34 protein-coding genes are annotated in these 20597 nt (G+C 60.6%); 32 read left to right on the forward strand and 2 right to left on the reverse strand.

The features are described from left to right. Positions 1-210 precede the first annotated feature (210 nt). From EEB15_RS29160 to EEB15_RS34490, 13 genes are all read left to right on the forward strand, one after another. The gene (locus EEB15_RS29160; RefSeq protein WP_141513490.1) at positions 211-597 is read left to right on the forward strand and encodes a hypothetical protein; all 387 of its coding nucleotides are present in this window, start codon (positions 211-213) and stop codon (positions 595-597) included. Between the two features lie 503 nt (positions 598-1100). Continuing rightward, positions 1101-1547 carry a hypothetical protein gene (locus EEB15_RS29165; protein WP_141513491.1) on the forward strand — a complete coding sequence of 149 codons (447 nt, stop codon included), beginning with the start codon at positions 1101-1103 and terminating at the stop codon, positions 1545-1547. 654 nt (positions 1548-2201) lie between these two features. Further along, on the forward strand, positions 2202-2705 hold the full coding sequence (locus tag EEB15_RS34670; protein ID WP_141513493.1) for a HEAT repeat domain-containing protein: 504 nt from the start codon (positions 2202-2204) through the stop codon (positions 2703-2705). Positions 2706-2810: 105 nt separating this feature from the next. Beyond that, the gene (locus tag EEB15_RS29180; RefSeq protein WP_141513494.1) at positions 2811-3113 is read left to right on the forward strand and encodes a hypothetical protein; all 303 of its coding nucleotides are present in this window, start codon (positions 2811-2813) and stop codon (positions 3111-3113) included. A gap of 87 nt (positions 3114-3200) precedes the next feature. Then, positions 3201-3653 (forward strand): hypothetical protein, encoded by a 453-nt coding sequence (locus EEB15_RS29185; RefSeq protein ID WP_141513495.1) that lies wholly within the window; start codon positions 3201-3203, stop codon positions 3651-3653. Positions 3654-3793: 140 nt separating this feature from the next. Then, positions 3794-4423, forward strand: a complete 630-nt coding sequence (locus tag EEB15_RS29190; protein ID WP_158290272.1) for a hypothetical protein — start codon at positions 3794-3796, stop codon at positions 4421-4423. Positions 4424-5390: 967 nt separating this feature from the next. After that, positions 5391-5915 (forward strand): DUF2199 domain-containing protein, encoded by a 525-nt coding sequence (locus tag EEB15_RS29195; protein WP_141513497.1) that lies wholly within the window; start codon positions 5391-5393, stop codon positions 5913-5915. A gap of 798 nt (positions 5916-6713) precedes the next feature. After that, the gene (locus tag EEB15_RS29200; RefSeq protein WP_158290273.1) at positions 6714-7040 is read left to right on the forward strand and encodes a hypothetical protein; all 327 of its coding nucleotides are present in this window, start codon (positions 6714-6716) and stop codon (positions 7038-7040) included. 1487 nt (positions 7041-8527) lie between these two features. Continuing rightward, complete coding sequence (locus tag EEB15_RS29205; protein WP_141513499.1) at positions 8528-9028, forward strand: ankyrin repeat domain-containing protein; 501 nt, start codon at positions 8528-8530, stop codon at positions 9026-9028. A 136-nt stretch (positions 9029-9164) separates the two neighbouring features. Next, entirely contained in the window at positions 9165-9386 is a 222-nt protein-coding gene (locus EEB15_RS29210) for a hypothetical protein (RefSeq protein ID WP_141513500.1), read from the forward strand. A gap of 2 nt (positions 9387-9388) precedes the next feature. After that, a complete protein-coding gene (locus tag EEB15_RS34675) occupies positions 9389-9688 on the forward strand; it encodes a type II toxin-antitoxin system RelE/ParE family toxin (protein WP_141513501.1) in 300 nt (99 codons plus the stop codon). Between the two features lie 168 nt (positions 9689-9856). Further along, positions 9857-10126, forward strand: a complete 270-nt coding sequence (locus EEB15_RS29220) for a BrnT family toxin (protein ID WP_141513502.1) — start codon at positions 9857-9859, stop codon at positions 10124-10126. After that, positions 10110-10409 carry a BrnA antitoxin family protein gene (locus EEB15_RS34490; RefSeq protein WP_141513503.1) on the forward strand — a complete coding sequence of 100 codons (300 nt, stop codon included), beginning with the start codon at positions 10110-10112 and terminating at the stop codon, positions 10407-10409. Before EEB15_RS29220 ends, EEB15_RS34490 begins: the two co-directional genes overlap by 17 nt. A 103-nt stretch (positions 10410-10512) precedes the next feature. Here EEB15_RS34490 and EEB15_RS29230 read toward each other — a convergent pair whose 3' ends face one another. Together EEB15_RS29230 and EEB15_RS29235 are read right to left on the reverse strand one after the other, a co-directional pair. Then, positions 10513-10809 carry a type II toxin-antitoxin system RelE/ParE family toxin gene (locus tag EEB15_RS29230; protein WP_255466388.1) on the reverse strand — a complete coding sequence of 99 codons (297 nt, stop codon included), beginning with the start codon at positions 10807-10809 and terminating at the stop codon, positions 10513-10515. Next, on the reverse strand, positions 10806-11030 hold the full coding sequence (locus tag EEB15_RS29235; protein WP_141513505.1) for an addiction module protein: 225 nt from the start codon (positions 11028-11030) through the stop codon (positions 10806-10808). Before EEB15_RS29235 ends, EEB15_RS29230 begins: the two co-directional genes overlap by 4 nt. Positions 11031-11067: 37 nt before the next feature. On the opposite strand from EEB15_RS29235, the gene EEB15_RS29240 reads away from it, so the two are divergent. From EEB15_RS29240 to EEB15_RS29330, 19 genes are all read left to right on the forward strand, one after another. Beyond that, complete coding sequence (locus EEB15_RS29240; protein ID WP_233259663.1) at positions 11068-11601, forward strand: GNAT family N-acetyltransferase; 534 nt, start codon at positions 11068-11070, stop codon at positions 11599-11601. 49 nt (positions 11602-11650) lie between these two features. After that, entirely contained in the window at positions 11651-11989 is a 339-nt protein-coding gene (locus tag EEB15_RS29245) for an ASCH domain-containing protein (protein ID WP_141513506.1), read from the forward strand. After that, positions 11986-12306: a TfoX/Sxy family protein gene (locus EEB15_RS29250; protein WP_141513507.1), complete on the forward strand. Its 321-nt coding sequence runs from the start codon at positions 11986-11988 to the stop codon at positions 12304-12306. Before EEB15_RS29245 ends, EEB15_RS29250 begins: the two co-directional genes overlap by 4 nt. Positions 12307-12375: 69 nt before the next feature. Further along, positions 12376-12810: a hypothetical protein gene (locus tag EEB15_RS29255; protein WP_141513508.1), complete on the forward strand. Its 435-nt coding sequence runs from the start codon at positions 12376-12378 to the stop codon at positions 12808-12810. Between the two features lie 70 nt (positions 12811-12880). Then, positions 12881-13168 (forward strand): GNAT family N-acetyltransferase, encoded by a 288-nt coding sequence (locus tag EEB15_RS29260; RefSeq protein ID WP_141513509.1) that lies wholly within the window; start codon positions 12881-12883, stop codon positions 13166-13168. 80 nt (positions 13169-13248) lie between these two features. Then, entirely contained in the window at positions 13249-14058 is an 810-nt protein-coding gene (locus tag EEB15_RS29265; RefSeq protein ID WP_141513510.1) for a porin, read from the forward strand. Between the two features lie 14 nt (positions 14059-14072). Next, entirely contained in the window at positions 14073-14387 is a 315-nt protein-coding gene (locus tag EEB15_RS29270; protein WP_141513511.1) for a putative quinol monooxygenase, read from the forward strand. Positions 14388-14412: 25 nt separating this feature from the next. Further along, positions 14413-14595 (forward strand): hypothetical protein, encoded by a 183-nt coding sequence (locus EEB15_RS29275; protein ID WP_199236663.1) that lies wholly within the window; start codon positions 14413-14415, stop codon positions 14593-14595. 15 nt (positions 14596-14610) lie between these two features. Beyond that, entirely contained in the window at positions 14611-15033 is a 423-nt protein-coding gene (locus EEB15_RS29280; RefSeq protein WP_141513512.1) for a hypothetical protein, read from the forward strand. Next, a complete protein-coding gene (locus EEB15_RS29285; protein ID WP_141513513.1) occupies positions 15030-15587 on the forward strand; it encodes a GNAT family N-acetyltransferase in 558 nt (185 codons plus the stop codon). The genes EEB15_RS29280 and EEB15_RS29285 overlap by 4 nt, the downstream gene beginning before the upstream one ends. 49 nt (positions 15588-15636) lie before the next feature. Beyond that, positions 15637-16011, forward strand: coding sequence for a zf-TFIIB domain-containing protein (locus EEB15_RS29290; RefSeq protein ID WP_141513514.1), 375 nt, complete (start codon positions 15637-15639; stop codon positions 16009-16011). 24 nt (positions 16012-16035) lie between these two features. Further along, on the forward strand, positions 16036-16401 hold the full coding sequence (locus EEB15_RS29295) for a DUF5329 domain-containing protein (protein WP_141513515.1): 366 nt from the start codon (positions 16036-16038) through the stop codon (positions 16399-16401). Next, positions 16398-16649, forward strand: coding sequence for a DUF1653 domain-containing protein (locus EEB15_RS29300; protein WP_141513516.1), 252 nt, complete (start codon positions 16398-16400; stop codon positions 16647-16649). The genes EEB15_RS29295 and EEB15_RS29300 overlap by 4 nt, the downstream gene beginning before the upstream one ends. Then, positions 16646-17074 carry a GNAT family N-acetyltransferase gene (locus tag EEB15_RS29305; protein WP_141513517.1) on the forward strand — a complete coding sequence of 143 codons (429 nt, stop codon included), beginning with the start codon at positions 16646-16648 and terminating at the stop codon, positions 17072-17074. Before EEB15_RS29300 ends, EEB15_RS29305 begins: the two co-directional genes overlap by 4 nt. Positions 17075-17077: 3 nt before the next feature. Beyond that, positions 17078-17731 carry an Asp/Glu/hydantoin racemase gene (locus tag EEB15_RS29310; RefSeq protein WP_141513518.1) on the forward strand — a complete coding sequence of 218 codons (654 nt, stop codon included), beginning with the start codon at positions 17078-17080 and terminating at the stop codon, positions 17729-17731. A gap of 118 nt (positions 17732-17849) precedes the next feature. Further along, the gene (locus tag EEB15_RS29315) at positions 17850-18266 is read left to right on the forward strand and encodes a DUF3052 family protein (RefSeq protein WP_141513519.1); all 417 of its coding nucleotides are present in this window, start codon (positions 17850-17852) and stop codon (positions 18264-18266) included. 66 nt (positions 18267-18332) lie between these two features. After that, positions 18333-18848: a DUF6265 family protein gene (locus tag EEB15_RS29320; protein ID WP_141513520.1), complete on the forward strand. Its 516-nt coding sequence runs from the start codon at positions 18333-18335 to the stop codon at positions 18846-18848. A gap of 7 nt (positions 18849-18855) precedes the next feature. Next, the gene (locus EEB15_RS29325) at positions 18856-19278 is read left to right on the forward strand and encodes a gamma-glutamylcyclotransferase (protein WP_141513521.1); all 423 of its coding nucleotides are present in this window, start codon (positions 18856-18858) and stop codon (positions 19276-19278) included. Between the two features lie 290 nt (positions 19279-19568). Next, the gene (locus EEB15_RS29330) at positions 19569-20501 is read left to right on the forward strand and encodes a LysR family transcriptional regulator (RefSeq protein ID WP_141513522.1); all 933 of its coding nucleotides are present in this window, start codon (positions 19569-19571) and stop codon (positions 20499-20501) included. Positions 20502-20597: the final 96 nt, after the last annotated feature.

Consider the following 20597-nt stretch of genomic DNA (forward strand, 5'->3'; position numbering starts at 1 on the left):
GTAGCCATGCTGGTTGATCCTCACGAGTTGCTGCAAAATCACCCCCATCGGGATTGAAGGGAGCGTCATGCAGTACAGATCGTGCCAGCGAGGAGAGGGATTCCTCCGCGTAGCGGCTTCGTCCAACTGGTCAATCGACACGGACCCACAACAGCAGGACGCCGCTTCGCGGCGCGTGTTGTGGTCCGGTCATCTCCAACGTTAAACCTCATGGACACGCGTTTGCAGCCAGCCGGTGAATCATCTGCGCGCTTTACCGCGATGGAGAGGAGTGCCGGTGTGGTTTTCGGCGTGGTGCTGGTGTCCTCAGCGGCGTGCGTCGCACTTTTTCGCCTGAACTCTTGGTTCATCTTTGGTAGTGTGCTCGCCGGTGGTGTCGCATATTGGTGTTGGCGTGCGACTCTCGCAAACAAATTTGAATTGGCGGCGGTAGCTGCTGTCGGGGCGCTCGTGGTTTCGCTCTTCGCGGCAGCGCCTGAACTCTCGCGCCCGCTTCCTGTCTTGTTGTCGTCTGGAATATCGCTGCTCGGTGTTGGCCTTTACGCGAGCATTCTTATTGGTAGAGTCGTCAAGCGGAATAGGGAAAATGAGGCTTAACATGTCAATCGACACGGACGCACAACTGCAGGAATGCGGCTTCGCCGCGAAGGTTGTGCGCCGGTCATCTTCACGTTATAGGGCGGGGTGAAGGCAGTGCCACGCGAAGCTGTCACGCGATCGGCTTCGCGATCTCACAAACGGCGTCAATCGTTGCCATTCACTCGGACCGCTGCGCTTTTCTGGGGGTCGCACCCTGGCACTCGGGTGAGTCAAGGCGCCGGCGCCCAGGCGGTTTGCCTGCCGACATCTCCGGCCAGGTCTTGCCGCTTGTTGGCCTTCGCGCCCTGGCCTCATCAAATCGGAGGAGGCGCAGCACGCGGGCGAGTTGGCTTGCCAGCATCCGTGAGGCAAGCTATGGTCATGCGTATCGCGCGGCAAACAATGAGCACATGCACAAAGGCAGTCCCGCCCCATAACTTGTCAATCGACACGGACCCACAACAGCAGGAGGCGGCTTCGCCGCTGATGTTGGTGGTCCGGTCATCTTCACGTTATACGGCATGAGTGACAGCGCGGATGTCGTGGCGGTGCTCGACTCTCTCGGAGGACGGCAGGACTTCGAAGGCGCTTCGGTGTGGCGAGTTGAGGGCACGTCTCAAAGGGAGCGGCAATACAAGGCGGCGGTGCTGGAGACGATTTGTCGCACGCATCGAGCGTATGTGCGCTACGAAGAATGCCCTGACGGAATTGATGGAACTGATCAAGTGGAGCCGCACCTTTGGTGGCTACCCGTTGGGGTGAGCGGCGAAGCAATGCTGGATTGGTTGTATATGGGCAACTGGCAACTCACTGTTGGCGCTTCGCCGCCGAAGACAAACCCTGACCTCTGCCGCAGCCCTGACGCCGATGTCGCCGAGTACGTGCGAAAAAGCGGTGTGGGCGTGGTGATTGACTCATTCCACGACGATGTTTCATGGGTAATCGGAGCATCGCGAAATGCCGTATAACTTGTCAATCGACACGGACCCACAACAGCAGGCTGCGGCTTCGCCGCTTGTGTTGGTGGTCCGGTCATCTTCACGTTAAACAGCATGAACTTAGTTGCTCGCTCCCTGGCAGCTCTCCTTCTGTTGGCAGTCGCTTGCGCCGCCGAAGCAAGATCGCCATTAAGACTTTCGAGGACCCTATACTTCGCAGAGGGAAGTTCGACGCTCAGTGCGGACCAGCGAGAGATTCTTCTTCGCCTAGGTTGTTGGGCCTTGAGTGCCGAGCATGTCGTGATCGGCGCAAACTCGTCAAGTCGCGAGAAGAGGCCACTGGACCTTGCTCGTCTTAGGGCGGGGGAGGTAAAGCGACTGCTCCAACTGGCCGGAGCTCCAGGCCACAAGTTCTTCATCGACGGCGAGCGATGGCATTCAAAGAAAGAGAACAAGCTGGTGGATGGCTGGAATCAAAGGGTGGACATCGAAGTAGTGATTGTCGAAAAGGGTGCAACCGGCTGCGAGTCGCCGATTCCAGAGGGCAAGTTGCCTCCCCGAGCGTGACCATCTGCGTAACCTGTGACGATGCTGCTTAACATGTCAATCGACACGGATCCACAACAACAGAAGGCGGCTTCGCCGCGTATGTTGGTGGTCCGGTCATTTTTACGTTAGAGCTCAGTGCTGATCGACCCTACCCCTTGGCTGGAGGCGCTTGACGGATCCGATGACGCTCAGCGGAAGGAGGCTACGTTGCGACTGGGGGGACTGTCGCCGTTGGACGATGTTGATGTTCTGCCAATCTCGCAAGGTCTTCGCTCCTCGAACGAGAAAGTCGCATTCTGGTCTGCGATTGCCCTTGGTTGCCTTGGTGATCGTGCCCGACCGGTCGTCTCAAGTCTTCTCAACACTGCACGGGAACACCACGCGTTTGGCGTTCGCCAAGCTTGTATTGCGGCTCTTGGAAAATTGGCCTCCCTAGACCTCGAGGCGCGAGCCTGCGTTTTCACAGCGTTGTCGGATTCAAGTCCATTTGTACGCCGTGAGGCGCTGCAGGTGATCTCCGGGTTGCGTACGCTCGAGGCCGAGGAGATCTACCAAATCCGAAAACTCGCAGCCGATTCAGACGAGGCGGTAGCGCGGTGGTCGGAAATCGCATTGCGCGAGACACGGGACGGCAAATGAAACGCTCTAACTTGTCAATCGACACGGACCCACAACAGCAGGCTGCGGCTTCGCCGCTCATGTTGGTGGTCCGGTCATCTCTACGTTAGACGGCAGAACGACGCTATGCCCTTCTACACGGTTCTGGTGCAGGCGGAAGGCATTCGATTGCCAGGGGCAGATCCGTCCAAGCCCATCATCGGCTTCTACACTTCGCGAACGATTTGGGCTACGAGCGACGCGGTGGCCAGCGCCCGGGCGCTAGCGACGGTGCGTCAACTTTGGACGTTCGGGGAGTACGGCCCCAGGAATGAAGGAGCGCCGCCAAGTCTTGCCGTCGAGTCCTGCAACCGCGTCGGCTTCCGCGATTGGCTGCTTGCTCCAAACAAGGGGCATTGCTTCTTTCACGAGGATGAGCATGCCGTCTAACTTGCCAATCGACGCGGACCCACAACAGCAGGCTGCGGCTTCGCCGCTTATGTTGGTGGTCCGGTCATTTTCACGTTAAACATCATCATGCACGTCGGCCCCTTCTTCTTGCTTTTCATCTTCGCGCTGATGCCCGCGGCCGTCGGCGCGCAGCCGGTCGGGGTTTCACTGATCGGGGAAGGGCGCGACAACGTCATGCAGAATTGGGAGGTGAGTCACGAGAAGTGGCGCGCGCAGCCGAAATGGCATCCATCCTCTACCAATCCGCCGCCGCTGCCTATTGCGAAGGCAGTGGAAATTGCTGACTCATGGCTGCGTAAACGACACGCCGACGTGAACAAGCTCGCCTTAAGCCAAGTAATGTTGCGCACGCAGTCTCAAACGGGGCATGGAGTCGATGAGCGTTGGTTCTACCGCATCGAGTTTCAACCGGTGATTGCGGGGCGAAAAGTGTGGGGTGCAGACTTAGTTGCAGTTGTCTTGTTCGACGGTACAGTTGTCGTCCCCCGGTCTGAACCATACGCGACGACAACCAAGTGAGGGGTCTGATGCTTAACTTGTCAATCGACGCGGACCCACAACAGCAGGATGCGGCTCCGCCGCTCATGTTGGTGGTCCGGTCATCTTCACGTTAGCCTGCGTGCAGCACCGTTGTTTGCTCGGAATCGAGGAGAACCTATATGAGTAGTCGCATTCTTTCTGCATTAATAGGGGCGCTGTTGTTCTTAGTTGGCTGCGCGACCGACCCCCAACGAACATCAATCATGGCTAACCTGAAGAGAGTTCCGGCGAGCTCTGAGACCGTGACGGTTCCGGCCCAACTTTCGTACAAGTTCATCATGGGTGGAAACGTTCACGAAGTGAACCTCCTACCGGGTGAGTACCATCTTGAATGGGAAAATGAGTTCGGTCGCCTGTACATGGGCACCGGCTACTCTGTATGGAGAAAGCTCGGTGACCGCTGGTTCGTTCTGATCCCCGGCGGAGTGTGGCTTCCTCGAGACTCACGAGCTGTTCCGCGAATATTCACCGATGGGAGGCGCGGAAACATTATGGGCGAGAGTCTGGAAGACGTCCTGAGGAAACAGCAGTCCTCTCGGACGTCTCCGGATCCATCAACGGTCGCCGTAGTCAACATCGTCGCTAATAGCCCTGCGATGGTATCTCCCGGCGCTGCCGGACTCGGCGCAGGAATCGCGGCGGGGCTCATAGGCGCGATGGTCAGCGACGTTGATCATATCTACGTTTGGGGTGAGCCTTTGGCCGAGTCCGCAGATGGCATGCGAAGAGGGCTGATGGTTTCGCGGTGAAGCGAAGCATCGATTCATGCGGCCATCGGCGCAGGCTAACTGGTCAATCGACACGGACCCACAACAGCAGGCTGCGGCTTCGCCGCGAATGTTGGTGGTCCGGTCATTTTTACGTTATAGGGCGGGGTGAAGGCAGTGGTACGCGAAGCTGTCACGCGACCGGCTTCGCGATCTCACAAGCGGCGTCAATCGTTGCCATTCACTCGGACCGCTGCGCTTTTCTGGGGGTTCCGCCCTGGTGCTCGGGCGAGTCGCGGCGCCGCCATCCAAGCCCTTGGCCTGCCGACATCTCCGGCCGAGTCTCTCCATTCGTTGGCCTTCGCGCCGCGGCCTCCTCAAATTGGAGGAGGCGCAGTACTCGGACGAGTTGGCTTGCCAGCGTCGGTGCGGCAAACTATGGGCATGGGTATCGCGAGACAAATTATGAGCACGTGCAAAAAGGCCGTCCTGCCCCATAACATGTCAATCGACACGGACCCACAACAGCAGGCTGCGGCTTCGCCGCTCATGTTGGTGGCCCGGTCATCTTCACGTTATAGCGTGGGGTGAAGGTAGTGGTGTGCGAAGCTTTCACGCGATCGGCTTCGCACCGCATGGATGACGTCGAGCGTTGCACATCGCTCGTAGCGGCTTCGCTTTTCTGGGGGTTGCATCTCCTCCCTCGGGCGAGTCGCGGCGCCGGCGCCCAGGCCTTTTTTCTGCCGACATCTCCGGCCAGGTCTCGGCGGTTGTCGGCCTTCGCGCCCTGGCCTCATCAAATCGGAGGAGGCGCAGCACTCGGGCGAGTTGGCTTGCCAGGATCCGTGAGGCAAACTATGGTCGTTCTTATCGAGCGTCAAACAATGAGCACGTGCACAAAGGCCGGCCTACGCCATAACATGTCAATCGACACGGACCCACAACAGCAGGCTGCGGCTTCGCCGCTCATGTTGGTGGTCCGGTCATCTTCACGTTAAACATCTACCAAATGAGCGACGACCAATCTTTCATCTGCCAGACGTGTGGCGAGCGTCACGCTGGACTCCCGATGGATTTCGGGTTTCGGCTTCCGGACGAAGTGCACTCTCTCGGCTATCTTGATCGATATTTGCGTTCGCGAAGCAACGCTGATTTCTGCGCTTTGGATGAGGCTCGCTACTATGTGCGTGGTGTCTTGCCATTGCCCGTTCAGAGCAGTGAAGACGAGTTTTGCTGGGGTGTCTGGGTGGAAATTGCTCAGGCCCATCATGATCGCTATCTCGCGGGGTTCGAGGAAGAAGCTCCTGACCTGTTCACCTTTGCTGGAAAAATTGCCAATGACGTGCCAGGCTATGGGGGCACGATTGGGCTAGCGGTGGAAGTACGGTTGCGGAAAGCCGGCGAGCGTCCCGCCGTGTACGTTACCGATTCGTCGCATGCTTTGTCGCATGAGCAGCGCGCCGGAATTTCCCACAAGCGGCACCATGACATTCTTGAGGCTACCGGTTTCTTCGAGAAGAAGGACGATGCTTAACTGGTCAATCGACGCGGACCCACAACAGCAGAATGCGGCTCCGCCGCTCATGTTGGTGGTCCGGTCATCTCTACGTTAAAGCGCACGTGCAGAGCAGCTTGTGATCCGCCGCAGACGACTCCACATCGCGCTCGGGTGCCTATTTGTGCTGGTCTCCCTTTACGGGCTTATGGGTTTCTTTCAGGGCATCATGCTTTTTACTGGCGAACGAGCCTTGAAGAATGCGAACCTGTGGGGCTCTGTGTTCTTACTCGCCTCTGCCGCAGCAGTTCGGCTGTTTCTGCCGACGCGCGCATCTGGGTCGCCGTCTTCGCCTCGCCTGGTGATGGCTCGGCGGGTTGTCGGAGCCTTAGTGGTCGCTCTCGGGCTGTGGATTCTCTTGCCCGTACTTCGCGACATGGTTGCAATCGACAGTTGCTTGGATAAGGGGGGAAGTTTCGATCACGTCCGGTCCACGTGCGACTTCGAGCAGTCCCACGTCAGCCTGTCTCTTTTTGAGCGGCAAGGCTTTCGCCTGGTGGCAGCTCTCGCTCTTGCTTTCCCGGCTCTGCTGGCTGTGGCACAGTGGTGGCAGCACAGAGGGAAGGCAGTTGCCAATGCACTTTAACTGGTCAATCGACACGGACCCACAACAGCAGGCTGCGGCTTCGCCGCTCATGTTGGTGGTCCGGTCATTTTCACGTTAGATCTCAAGTGAAAGCCGATCGCTCTCAGACCGCGTTAGTAGGCCACCAGCTTGTCCAGGCAATTTGGAACTTGGCTCCGACCGCGACTACCGTTGTCTTTCTAAACTGCGAGTTGAAGGACTCCACAGCGGGCATGGCTGCAAGCGCTGACTTCTTCGCGATTCGACAACAGTTGTTCCGAGCGGCAAAGAAAGTTCGGCTGGAACTAGAGGCGGACGAGTTTGCTTCACTCTCAGCGCTCGCCCGAGAACGAATGGCCGCCACTGGCTCGGATGCAGCCACGTTGGATTTGATCGTTCGGTCGCCTGGCGAGTGGCATGCATTTTGGAGCGACGAGCCTTTGAAGAGGCTGTCGGGCGGCGACGACAGTCGAACTGGAGCACACCGCAAGTACATTGACCTCGAACCATTGCTAGATTTGGCCAACATTGAAATCTAACTTGTCAATCGACGCGGACCCACAACAGCAGAAGGCGGCTTCGCCGCTCATGTTGGTGGTCCGGTCATTTTTACGTTAGGAATCATCTTGCGAAGCGTGAGCGTTCGAGCCGTCGTGATCGGGGTACTGGCTGGATTCCTTGCTGGACTGCTGTGGAGCACCGCAGTCGCATGGGCATTGTTTCCTCGATTGGCACACACCAGCGATCCAGCTGCCGCCTTGAACGAAATGCCCGAATTCATTGGAATGAGTTTGGTCGGAGCGTTGGCCTCGTCTTTCGTCTCCGGATGGGTGGCGGGGCGACTGGCTCGAGGTGCGGAGGTGGCTAACGCCCTCGCGGTCGGCGTGGTCGTTGTTCTTTACAGCGCGTGCTTGTTCATGCCGCTCCAGATGAATGCCTATCCGCTTTGGTACAACGTCCCCGCATTTCTGCTTGCCGTTCCCCTCACCCTAGCGGGCGGATTGTTTGTTCGAAGGTCTCGGGTGGCATGATTCCTAACTTGTCAATCGACACGGACCCACAACAGCAGGCTGCGGCTTCGCCGCTCATGTTGGTGGTCCGGTCATTTTTACGTTATAGGGCGGGGTGAACGCAGTGGTGCGCGAAGCGTTCACGCGATCGGCTTCGCACCGCATGGACGGCGTCAAGCGTTGCACATCGCTCGTAGCGGCTCCGCTTTTCTGGGGGTCGCACCCGGGCGCTCGGGCAAGTCGCGGCGGCGGCTTCCAGGCATTGGCCTGCCGACATCTCCGGCCGAGTCTCGCCATTCGTCGGCCTTCGCGCCGCGGCCTCCTCAAACTGGAGGAGGCGCAGTACTCGGGCGAGTTGGCTTGCCAGCGTCGGTGCGGCAAACTACGGCCATGGGTATCGCGAGGAAAATTATGAGCACGTGCAAGAAAGGCCGTCCTGCCCCATAACATGTCAATCGACACGGACCCACAACAGCAGGCTGCGGCTTCGCCGCTCATGTTGGTGGTCCGGTCATCTTCACGTTATACGGCGGGGTGAAGGCAGTGGCGCGCGCAGACATCACGCGACCGGCTTCGCAACCTCACGCATGGCGTCAATCGTTTCCGTTCGCTCGTAGCGGCTCTGCTTTTCTGGGGGTCTCATCTCAACGCTCGGGCGAGTCGCGACGCCGACGTCCAAGCAGCTGCCCACCGACATCTCCGGCCAGGTCTCTGCATTCGTTGGCCTTCGCGCCATGGCCTCATCACGTCAGAGGAAATGCGGTGCTCGGGCGAGTTGGCTCGCCAGCACCCGTGCGGCAAACTATGGGTCACGTCAGAGGAAATGCGGTGCTCGGGCGAGTTGGCTCGCCAGCACCCGTGCGGCAAACTATGGGCATGGATATCGTGAGGAAAACTTTGGGCATACGTACAAATGCAGTCCTGCGTAGACATGTCAATCGACGCGGACCCACAACAGCAGGCTGCGGCTTCGCCGCTCATGTTGGTGGTCCGGTCATCTTCACGTTAAACGGCACATGACGGCACAGGTTGCATTAGAGGCGTATCGCGCAGTCGTCGCCGGCCAATTCGACGCATTTCGTGAGCTGTTTGACCGTCACCCTGAGCTTCTTCAGGCTGAAACACCGTTTGGCTCCCTTCTCCATGTGGCGGCGTCCCATGGCCACATGGAGGTGGTGCGCGGTTTGGTGTCTCTTGGTGCAGATGTCAACCGTCGCGGTGGCACTTTTGCTGGCGCTCCCATCAATGTTGCGGCATCGAATGGGTACCTGGACATAGTGAGGTACCTTCTGGAGGCTGGAGCCACATTGGACATCTCTGAACCCGAGCGCAATCCTCTTTTCGGCGCAGTCTACGGAGGTCACCTCCAAGTGGTTCGTGTGCTTGTCCAAGCCGGGATAGACACAGACATCCGGTACACCGGGGAATCCATGGAGGCCATGGATGCCGCTGCATTTGCGAAGGAGCGGGGTCAAGTGGAAATCGCGTCGTATCTAGAGGGGTTGCAGCGAAAGTGAAAGCGCCGCTTAACATGTCAATCGACACGGACGCACAACAGCAGGAAGGCGCCTTCGCCGCTCATGTTGGTCGCCGGTCATCTCTACGTTCAACGGCAGTCTCGCATCTCGCGCCGCGTTGCAGTACCATTGCCTTATGCAGCTAGCTACTGGCACCGTCGTAGATGGCAAGGTCGTGGTCGAAGGACTCACCCTGCCAGAGGGAACTGTCGTTACGGTTTTGACCCGTGATGACGACGAAGTTGCTCGCCTTTCGCCTTCCGATGAGGCTGAGCTTCTTGAGGCGCTTGATGAGGCCGATCTCGAAGAAGGTGTATCCGCTAAGGAGCTCTTCGCACGCCTCCAGCGGTTCGGCTGACCTTGGGATTCGTCGTTCGGATCAAGCCACGCGCTCTGCGGCAAATTGAAAAGGCCGCGGAGTGGTGGTTCGAGAATCGACCGGCCGCGCCGGGAGCCATTCGCAAAGACCTTGAGTCCGCCCTTGCCTTATTGGCTCGCGAGCCTGGCATCGGTACAAGAGTCGAGATTCCTCGCGCCGATATCGTTCGCAGACTATATCTCGGCCGAATACGCTACTTCGTTTACTACCGGGTGCGAGGCAAGTTCCTGGAAATCGTGGGTTTCTGGCATGAGAGCCGCGGTCAGCCTCCTCCGCTCTGAGCAATGCCGTCGAACATGTCAATCGACACGGACCCACAACAGCAGGAGGCGGCTTCGCCGCTCATGTTGGTGGTCCGGTCATCTTCACGTTCGACCTCATCGGATCGCATGCGCTGATTCACCCGCTGACACACTTGACAAGCGCATTTAGTGTAGCTACATTAAAGCATGCGAATTGAGTTCGACCCGGCCAAAGACTCAGCGAATCTTGAAAAGCACGGCGTATCGCTGGCCTTGGCTGAAGAACTCAATTGGGAAGCTGCGCTGGTATGGGTAGACGAACGCTTTGAATATGACGAATTGCGCATGATCGCGCTCGCGCCAAAGACCGAGATCCTGTACTACGTAGCCTTTGTTGATAACGGCGAAGTATTGAGAATCATCAGTCTGCGCCGAGCTACTCGTCGTGAGGTGAAGCACTATGTCGAAAATCTCTAAGCGACCTGCCGTCGTCTTGCCTAGCGTTGAGGAGGATAAGGCCATTACAAAGGCGGCTCGCAACGATCCTGATGCGCAGCCTCTTACGCCAGCGCAGCTAAAGGCCATGGTTCCCATGCGTGCGTTGCGGGGTCGGCCGAAATCGGAAAATAGAAAACTATTGGTGTCTGTACGGTACAGCCCGGAAGTGGTCGCCTATTTCAAGTCCACTGGTGACGGTTGGCAATCAAAAATGGATGGCGTGCTTCGTCAGTATGTAGCTCGCCATTCCCGCAGAGCGTGAGAATGAGGTCGAACTGGGCGGTCAACACGGACGCTGCGCAAACGGCCGCGCAGCGCCGGTTACCTCCACGTTAAACGTTATACGGCAAGAAGACTGGCCGCGGTCAGCGACGGTCCCAGTAGCCCGGTTCGCGGCGTTGGTGAGCCACGGCGAGTACCGTCACTTCACTTCCGGCTATCTCATATCGTAGGGTGAATGGAAAATGTTTGAGGTGATAGAAGCGAACTCCATCCTCATCCTTCGGCCAGTCGCCCGCGGTTTGTTCCAAACCGTCTATTGCAGCGTCCACTTCTGTGCCAAACGCGTCGGCTGCGAGTGGACTCTTGTCAAAGTACCAAAGGAAGGCATCGCGCATGTCCGCTTCCGCGTCCGGAAGGACGACTATCGTGAAGCGAGTCACAGCGAGCGAAAACGCTGCTTTACTTCAGCCCACGGAACAGCACGCACATTGCCGGCACGCAATTCGTCGCGGCGGCGTTTGATTTCGGCGCGCCAAGCTTCGGATACCGAGGCAGTGTCGGCATTTTCCAAACTGTCGAGCAATGCAACAGCAACTGCCGAGCGTTCATCGGCAGGAAGTGCCAGAGCCTCGTCCAATATGTGGTCCACGCGCGCGTTCATAGGGCTCAGTCTAGCACTGGACGGCTTGCCGTATAACATGTCAATCGACGCGGACACCCGCGGCACCGGCGACGCCAACGTTGACCTCATGAATGACACCGTGCTTGTACGTCGCTACAGAGAAGGAGAAGAACCCGCGCTCTTTGCCGTCTACTACTCGGCAATCCACTTTGTGGCGAGTCGTGACTACACTCCGGATCAGATCGAGGCCTGGGCTCCGCGCGATCTGGATTCGAGGCTTTGGGAGGCCCGTATTCGCGGCATCAACCCCTTCGTGGCAGAACTGGACGGAACCGTCGTGGCATACGCGGACATCCAGGCCAGTGGCTACATCGACCACTTCTTCGTCTCGGGGGCGTACCCGCGGTGCGGATTCGGCACGATGCTCATGACGCGGATTCTTAAGGAAGCCCGGTGCCTTGGCTTGTCTGAAGTGACATCCGATGTGAGCCGAACCGCGCAGGGGTTCTACGAGAGGTTTGGGTTTCGTGTGGTCGAGCACCGCAACCCAGTGCTCCGCGGCGTCACCATTCCGAACGCTCTGATGCGGCTGGACTTGAAGAACGGTTGATGAGCGCGCCTCGCGGTCCTATGGACATAGAGGAAGGAGAGCAACAGAGATGAACACGCCCTCGATCCCCGCAGCGATCGCGCCATTCTGGGCTGCATTCGAAGCGGCACGTGGCGCGCACGTCACGTCTCGCTTCTATGAAGCTACACACTTTGACGACAACGAATCCGGCGCGAACCACCTCGCGACTTTGGTTCTTGCCGGAAAGAAGCGCGCCACCGCCGGTTTGGCGTGGTCCTTTGACGGAGAGAAAAGGCCTCCTCCGAAGCCGGGCGATCTGAGCGTCGTCACCGACTGGGATGGAGTTCCGCTGTGTGTCATTGAAACGGTTTCGGTTTCGGTGGTTCCCTTTGAATACTTTCACGCTAGGCATGAGAGAACACTATGAGCGCAAGCCCCCCGTTTGTCGAACACATCAGAGATCTGCTTACCCCCGTCGGCGCGCTCACGGACGGCAAGTTCTTTGGTGGGCTCGCCTTCAAATATCGCCAAGTACAGTTCGCCATGATCATGGGCAGCACGCTGTACTTTCGCGTCAACAACGAAACGCGGCAAAGGTACGAGGCGGAGGGTTCGAAGCCGTTTTCCTACTCGACAAAGAATGGACTCGTGCAAGTTCGAAAGTACTTCGCCGTGCCCGAGGAGCTGCTTGAGAGTCAAGAACAGTTACTCGAGTGGGCGAAGCAAGCAATCGAGGCCGAGTAACATCCTGGCAGCGGGCGTTCGCCTGCCCATGATCCGCCTGTCACTTCCACGTTATTCGTGAGATTAAAAATGACCACTCGCGTCCTTTTTTCCGAACTTCTCGAGGCGTTTGAATGGGTCAGCGTTGTCGGCCCGTTCGAGAATGAAGCGTTTGTGACTCTCGGGTCGGGGAAGGTCTGGCTTGTCTCCGACTTTGATGATGTTGGCGAAGAACCTCCTGCCGACGTGGGCGACGAATCGTTGTACTTGCCGGTTCCGAGCAAGAATGAGCTGGACCTGGGCAGGAGTCTTGCGCTCCAGTTCGCGGCTGAACACGTGCCGGAGCATTCGATGGAGATTCGAGGCTTTTTCGCGAGGCCTGGGGCGTACTCGAAATTCAAGGGATTGCTCGAAGCTGCAGGGATGCTGGACGCTTGGCACACATACGAGGCGAACGGCATCGGCCAGGCATTGCGTGCTTGGGCCGCTGAGAATGACATCGAGCTCGCAGACAAAGCGCCGTGACAGATAACAAGCATCGTCGATGCCGCAGGCACACCCTTTCATCACAACCCCATCCGCCAGCCAGCACACTATGGAATATTCAATCGAGCACGAAGACGAAGGCGCCAAAGGGGCGTTCTTCGTCCAGAACGGCGGGCAGCGCCTCGCCGAGATGACCTATAGCCGCACCAACGCATCGCTGATCATCATCGATCACACGGAAGTCGATGCGTCCCTGGGCGGCCAGGGCGTGGGGCGGAAGTTGCTCCAAGCGCTTGTCGGGTGGGTCCGCAGTGCGGACATCAAGGTTGTCCCGCTGTGCCCGTTTGCGAAGGCACAGTTCGACAAGGATGCGTCCATCCGCGATGTCCTGGTCTAGGCGCAGCGGGCCGCACGCTATACTGCTGAGGCACGTAGCAGCCCGAGCTGCCCTTTGCACGAGACCCTACGGAGCGCACCATGAAGATGCACTTGATGTCGTCTGCGTTATTCGCCGGGCTGCTGCTCGCTCCCACGGCAAACGCCATTCCCGTGGAGTACGTGAGGATCTGTTCGCTCTATGGCCCGGGCTTCCATTACATCCCAGGGACCGATACCTGCCTCAACGAGACCACGGGCGATGCGCGAGTGCAGACCGAGGGCGGCACGTGGCGCTCGCTGCTGCCTTACCCAGAGGGCAAGTGGGTCGTAGCGCCGGTGTTGGAGTGCCTGCCCGGCCGCCTCGTGACGCTGGGCACGTTCTCCAGCAACGACTTCTTCCCCAACGCATGGAACCGGAAGCAGACACGCGCCATACCTGTGCCGGTGAGCCGGGGTGAGTTTGTCTCGAAGGTCTTCATGGGCGGCGGTTTCATGGATCCGCGCGTTCCCAACCGGCGTGGCACCAACGGAACCGACGGCCTTTGCGTTCGCTCGGTCGACCCGGGCGTCTACGAAACCCAGGGCGAAGGGCCGGCGCTGAACCCGCCCTTCGGAAACGGCATGCTTCCCATCGGCTGCGTCGCCAATTCCCGGATCGTCAACATGCCGGCGGCTTACGCCATCAGCGCGACAGCCGCCTATCCGAACATCGATGCGTTCTACCTGGACGGCGCTCAACAATCCATCAGTGGCCCTTACGTCTACGGCTCCAAGCTCGTGGTCACCACGGACTTTGGCAATACCTCGATGCAGCAGCTGACCTATTTCGACGCGCGCATCGGTTCGAACAGGCCCCTGGCGGGAAGTGTTTCGGTGTCCGTCTGCATCCAGCCGGGCGCGATACGTTAACCCAGGTTGCCGAAATGATCGTCGTCATTGGTAGTGCCAGCGTGCGCGGTGGGCGCGAAGAGCAAGCTCTCGCGCTGAGTCTCGAACACGTCAAACGCTCTCGCGGCGAGAGTGGTTGCATTTCGCACTCGGTTCATCGTGACGCCGAGAGCCCGAGCCGCCTGGTTTTTCTGGAGCAATGGGAAGACTTGGCATCGCTTCAGGCCCACTTTCAGGTGGCAGCCTCGCGCCAGTTCGGCAAGGCGCTCGCGGAATTGTGCGACAGCCCGCCCACCTTGCAGGCCTATGACGCGGGGACGATCGACCCGTTTCGCCGGCCCGCGACCTGAAGCGGCCAAGCCAACGCACCCCTTCATGATCAAGCAGGTAGGCAACTATTTCTGCTCCGTCTGCGGCGTGTACACGCACCACCAGCGGCGCTCCAACCGGCACCAATACGGCTACAACGTCGGGTGCCTGGAAGGGGTGGACCCGTACCTGATCCCCGATGTGCCCGTCAGCGACGGCGTTCACCATCCGTCGGACCGCGGCTCTTAGCCCGGCGCACAAGACATGACCCCCGCGCTGTTCGTTCCAAGCAGCCGTGTTCCCCAGCATGTGTGGGCGTTCGCGGTGCTCTACTTCGCCGCGAGCCTCGCGCATTTCAGTCACAACGCCGAGTACATCGCGTTCTATCCGAACATGCGCAAGGGGCTGACCCGCGAGCAGGTCTACCTGGTGTGGCTGGCCATCACCGGCGTCGGCGCCATCGGCTTCGCGGCCTTGCGCTTGCGTTGGACGATCGTCGGCGCCGCGTTCCTGCTGGCCTATGGCGCGATGGGACTCGACGGCCTCGGGCACTATTGGCTGGCGCTGTGTTCGGAGCATTCGATCGCGGCGAACATCACCATCTGGGCGGAGGCCGTGACCGGCGTGGTGCTGGCGGTATCGTGCGGTGCGTTCATCGCCCGCGTGGTCCGCGGGGTCAGCAGATGACCACTTTCCCGACGATCGAGACGGCGCGGCTCGTGTTGCGCGAGATCGTGGCCGATGATGCGGGCGCCCTGTTTGCCATTCATGGCGACGAAACGCTGATGCGCTGGTTCGGTGTCGATCCGCTGAAAGATCTCGCCGGTGCGGAAAAGCTCGTGGAGATATTCGCGTCGTGGCGTGCCCAGCCGAATCCTGGAACGCGCTGGGGCATCCAGGTGAAGGGTGAGCAGCATCTGGTTGGTACCTGCGGCTTGTTCGCCGGGCATCGCCTCTGGCGCAAGTGCACCCTCGGCTACGAGCTGGCGGCGGGCGCGCAAGGCAAGGGCTACATGCATGAGGCGCTGACGGCTGTGCTGGATTGGGGGTTCGCCCACATGGAGTTGAATCGCGTCGAGGCGCAGGTGCATCCCGAGAACACCGCGTCAATCGACTCCGTTTCGCGGCTGGGCTTCCAGCACGAAGGGTTGCTGCGCGAACTCGGCTACTGGCGCGGTCAATACCACGACATGCTCCAGTATTCGCTGCTTCGCAAGGATTGGGATGCGCGAAGGCGGTAGCCGTTCTGCCATACTTCAGACTACAGTCATTCCGCGAGTGAGCGCCGCCATGAAATGTCCCAAGTGCCAAGGCACCATGCAACCCGTCACCACCGATGCCGGCACCGTCGACCGCTGCCAGGATTGCGGCGGCATGTGGTTCGACCGGGCAGAAGTGAAGAGCCAGGCAGCGCACGCCGCGGAAATCGACGTCGGCAGCGCCGAGCGCGGCGCGCGCTTCAACTCGGTGGACCGAATCAATTGCCCCAAGTGCGCCAACACACCGTTGATCCGCATGGTCGACAACGACCAGCCGCATATCTGGTTCGAGGCCTGCTCGTCGTGCAGTGGGCGCTTTTTCGACGCGGGGGAGTTCAAGGACTTGAATGAACGTTCGCTGGCCGACATCGTCCGCCGGTACACGACGCCGGGACGTAGCGCCTGACTTGTGCCTGGCCTCGCTTTCGCGATGAAGCGCCTCGCCATCTCATTTCTTGCGGCCACGACGGTCTTCAGTTCGTTCGCCGCGCAGCCCCATGCCGAAGTCGAGCAATTGCTGTCACGGCTCGCCGCGTCGGGCTGCCGGTTCCAGCGCAACGGCAGCTGGTATGACGCCGCCGAGGCGCGCACCCACCTGGCGAAGAAATACCAGCACCTGCAAGACAGGCGGCCGCAAAGCACCACCGAAGACTTCATCGCGCTCGCTGGCAGCAAGAGCAGCGCCAGCGGCAAACCCTATCTCGTCAAGTGCGCGGACCAGCGCGAAGTGCCCAGCGCCGATTGGATGACGGCGCAGCTCAAGCAGTTGCGGGCGGGCAAACCCGGCGCGCCATGAGCCGCGAACTTTCTCCGCTGCCAGAGGCGCCTCCCGGCCTCTACCGGCACTACAAGGGCGGCGACTACGAGGTCAGCGGTGTCGTGCGCCACAGCGAAACTTTGGAACCACTGGTGCTGTACCGGCCGCTTTATGACGATTCAGGATGGTGGGTGCGTCCCCACGCCATGTTCTTCGGGCACGTCGAAGTGGATGGCGTGGCCCAGCGGCGATTCGTGCGGGTGGAGCCCGCGCAACAAGATTCATGACGCCCATTGCCTACACCGTCCATGACGACCTCCCTGCAGAGGAGGCGCGGCTCGTCGACGAAGGCTTGGGCAGTTTCAATGACCAAGCTGCGCCGCTGCACGAGGTTCGGCCACTGTCCTGCTTCGCCCGGCTCGCATCCGGTGAAGTGGTGGGCGGCGCGATCGGACGCACGTGGGGGCCGTGCTGCGAGCTGCAGCAGCTCTGGGTCGAGGCGGCCTATCGGCGGCACGGCGCCGGCGCGCGGCTGGTGCGCGACTTCGAAGCCCGCGCGCAGGCCCGCGGCTGCGAGACGTTCTATCTCGAGACCTTCAGCTTCCAGGCGCCCGAGTTCTATCGCTCGCTCGGCTATGAGGTGCGGTATGAGCATGCGGTCTACCCGCACGGCATCGTCAAGTACATGATGGTGCGGAAGGCTCGCCCCTGATCCATGCAACGCCGCATCGCCTTCCTCCATACCTCGCCGGTCCATGTGGAAACGTTCACCCGGTTGGCCGGCGCTGCCGCTCCCGAAGTCAAGATCGATCATGTGGTGGCGGAAGACCTGCTGGCGCAGGCCCAGCGCGTCGGCGCGGCCGAGCCGGCGTTGATCGACCGTGTGCAGGCGGCGATGGTTTCGGCAGCCGATGGTGGTGCGGCCGTCGTCATCTGCACCTGTTCCACCATCGGCGGCGCGGCCGAACGCACGCCCACCGGCGGGCGCTTCGTGGCGATGCGCATCGATCGCGCCATGGCCGACCGGGCGGTGCGGCTGGGGCCCCGCGTGCTCGTTGTCGCCGCACTCGAAAGCACGCTCGAGCCCACGGCGCAATTGATCCGCGAATCGGCCACCGCAATGGCCACCCAGATTGAACTGAAGCCGTTGCTGGTGGAAGGCGCTTGGGCGCATTTTCTGCGGCAGGACCATGCGGCGTATGCCGAAGCGGTGGCTCGCGCTGTGCGCGGCGCCGCGGGGACGTGCGACGTGGTCGTCCTCGCGCAGGCCTCGATGGCCCCGGCCGCGCCGATGCTGGCGGACTTCGGCGTCGAAGTCCTCTCCAGCCCCGAGTTGGGTGTGCAAAGCGCGCTCGCACAGCTCTTTTGACGAACCCCATGCTGGCCACCGTCAAACGTTCCGTCCAGTCCGCGCTTCGAACGGCGGGAGCCATCATGATGGCGCACTGCCGACGAGAGTTTCGGCGCGAACCCGCTGGAGCAGCGCCATGAGCACGCAAGCTCCCGGCTATTCAGGCACGCCGCTGGTCAGGAAGCTCGGCATCAAGGAAGGCGCGCGCGTGTTTCTGGTGGACGCGCCGGTGGAGTACGCCGAACTGTTGGAGCCACTGCCGGCGGGGGTGTGCTTCACCGGCCGGCCTGCGGCCGATACCGACATGGCGCATGTCTTCGCAACGGCCAGAAAGGATCTCGTGCGCCACCTCGCGTCGCTGCGCAAGAGCCTGCGGCCGGACGCCATGCTTTGGGTGTCGTGGCCGAAGAAGGCATCCAAGGTGCCCACCGACATCAGCGAGGACACCATCCGCGAGGTGGCCTTGCCGCTGGGTTTCGTGGATGTGAAGGTCTGCGCCGTCACCGAAGTGTGGTCCGGCCTGAAGCTCGTGGTGCGCAAGGAACTGCGCTGACGCGATGACTTCGAAAGAGGCTTTGTCCCGCGGCAAAGTTCGGCAATACTGCACGACGAGACTCCCATGAAGCTCTTTCGCACGAACAACGTTCTCTTCGCATTGGCGTTGGTGGCCGGTGTTTGCGCTCCCGCGCAAGGGCAATCCCATAACGCCGACCTCGCGCGGCTGGCTTGGCTGGGCGGTTGCTGGAAGGCGGCCAGCGGGGAGGCCGGGTCCGAGGAATACTGGATGCCCGCAGCGGGCGACACCATGATGGGCATGGGCCGCACCGTCAAGCAGGGCAAGACGGTGACGCACGAATTCATGCAGATTCGCGTGGGCGCCGATGGCGTGCTTTCTTTCGTCGCGCATCCCGCGGGCCAGCGCTCGGCAGCTTTCGCCATGCTGCGAATGAGCGACAACGAAGTGGTTTTCGAGAATGCCCAGCATGATTTCCCGCAGCGTGTCGCCTACAAGCTCGAAGCCGACGGCAAGCTGGCGGCCCGCATCGAAGGCACGCGCAACGGATCGCTGCGCGTGATCGACTTTCCGATGAGCCGGGTGAGTTGCGACGCTCGGGTGGCCGCGCCGAACAAGTGAGTCCGCGATGCACTTGGTCTTCGTGTTCGGCACGCTCAAGGAGGGTTTCCCCAACTTCCACGTGAACCAGGGCGCGCGAGTGCCTGGCGAGTTCGTCACTGTGGATCGCTTCCCGCTTTACCTCGTGGGCGAGCGCTGCTCGCCGTGGCTGGTGCATAGTGCAGGCGAGGGCCACCAGGTCGCGGGGCAGGTGTTCCAGGTCGACGATGCGGCGCTGTCCCTGATGGACCAGCTCGAGCGGGTGGGCGAGCCTGACGGCTACGTTCGCGCATCCATTGAAGTGGAGTTGCGTGGTGCGTCGCGAGGCGCTCCTCGCAGCGTGTTTGCTTACCTCAAACCGCCAGCGCAGTTCACGTTGGCCGACGTCCGCCACGGCCCGCTGGCGGAGTACGCCCTGGACCACGCCGCGCTGTACCGCAGCCGCGTGTAAGCCGCTACCGCAATAATCAGGGCCTGTTCACACTGTTTTTGCCAGATGCGTTGCGGATCAAAAAGGTCATGCGCAAGGCGCGAAACGCAGCCGGACTCAACGTCCGGCCAGGCTTCGCAACGCGGCGCATGGCCTTTTTGGCCGCAACCCGGAGGGAACGTGCTTAAAACCGCGCCACTCGTTGTTACGCTCCTAGCCAAGGCGTCAAGCCTTGGCGTCGTCGCGCGCCTAGATTGGCGCGGTTTTAAACACGTTCGCACTGGCATAAACAGTGTGAACAGGCCCTAGCCATGGAAACCAAATGGCTTGAAGACTTCGTGAGCCTTGCCGAAACCCGGAGTTTCAGCCGCTCGGCCCAGCTGCGCCACGTGACGCAGCCCGCTTTCTCGCGGCGCATCCAGGCGCTCGAAGCCTGGGCGGGTACCGACCTGGTGGATCGCAGTTCCTACCCGACGCGGCTCACGCCTGCCGGTGAAACGCTGTATGCGCAATCGCTGGAGATGCTGCAGGCCCTGCAAAGCACACGCGCCATGCTGCGCGGGCATTCCGCCGCGGGCCAGGACGTGATCGAGTTCGCGGTGCCGCACACGCTCGCGTTCACCTTCTTCCCGGCTTGGGTGTCGTCCTTGCGTGAGAAGTTCGGACCGATCAAGAGCCGGCTGATCGCGCTCAACGTGCACGACGCCGTGATGCGCCTCGTGGAAGGCGGCTGCGACATCTTCATCGGCTACCACCACGCCTCCCAGCCCTTCCAGCTCGATGCCGACCGCTACGAGATGGTGACACTGGGCGAAGAGGTGCTGTCGCCCTATTGCAAAGCGGATTCGAATGGCGAGCCGATGTTCAAGCTGCCGGGCCGCGCCGGCCAGCCCTTGCCGTACCTGGGCTACGCGCCCGGCGCCTACCTGGGGCGCGTGACGGACCTGATCTTGAAGCAGTCCAGCACCGCGATCCATCTGGACCGGGTCTATGAAACCGACATGGCCGAGGGCCTGAAGGTGATGGCACTGGAAGGCCATGGCGTTGCGTTCCTGCCGTACAGCGCCGTGAAAAAAGAGCTGCGATCGAAGCGCCTCGTCAACGCGGCGACGCCCGAAACGAAGGGCCTGGAGATGACGATGGACGTGCGCGCTTATCGGGAGAAACCCGTAGGCAAGGAGGCGCCGAAGGGGACGGCGCAGGCACTCTGGGCGTATTTGGCGTCGAACAGTAGCGTGAAGTGATGCTTTTTGGCATCTATAAATAATTTGCATAATCGGCCGCGCAAACAGCATTGGCGCTGAATGCGGGGCGGCCCTACAGTTCGCGCCACCCGCAAA

This window comes from Ramlibacter sp. WS9 (genome assembly GCF_003797765.1).
Lineage (GTDB): Bacteria > Pseudomonadota > Gammaproteobacteria > Burkholderiales > Burkholderiaceae_C > Ramlibacter.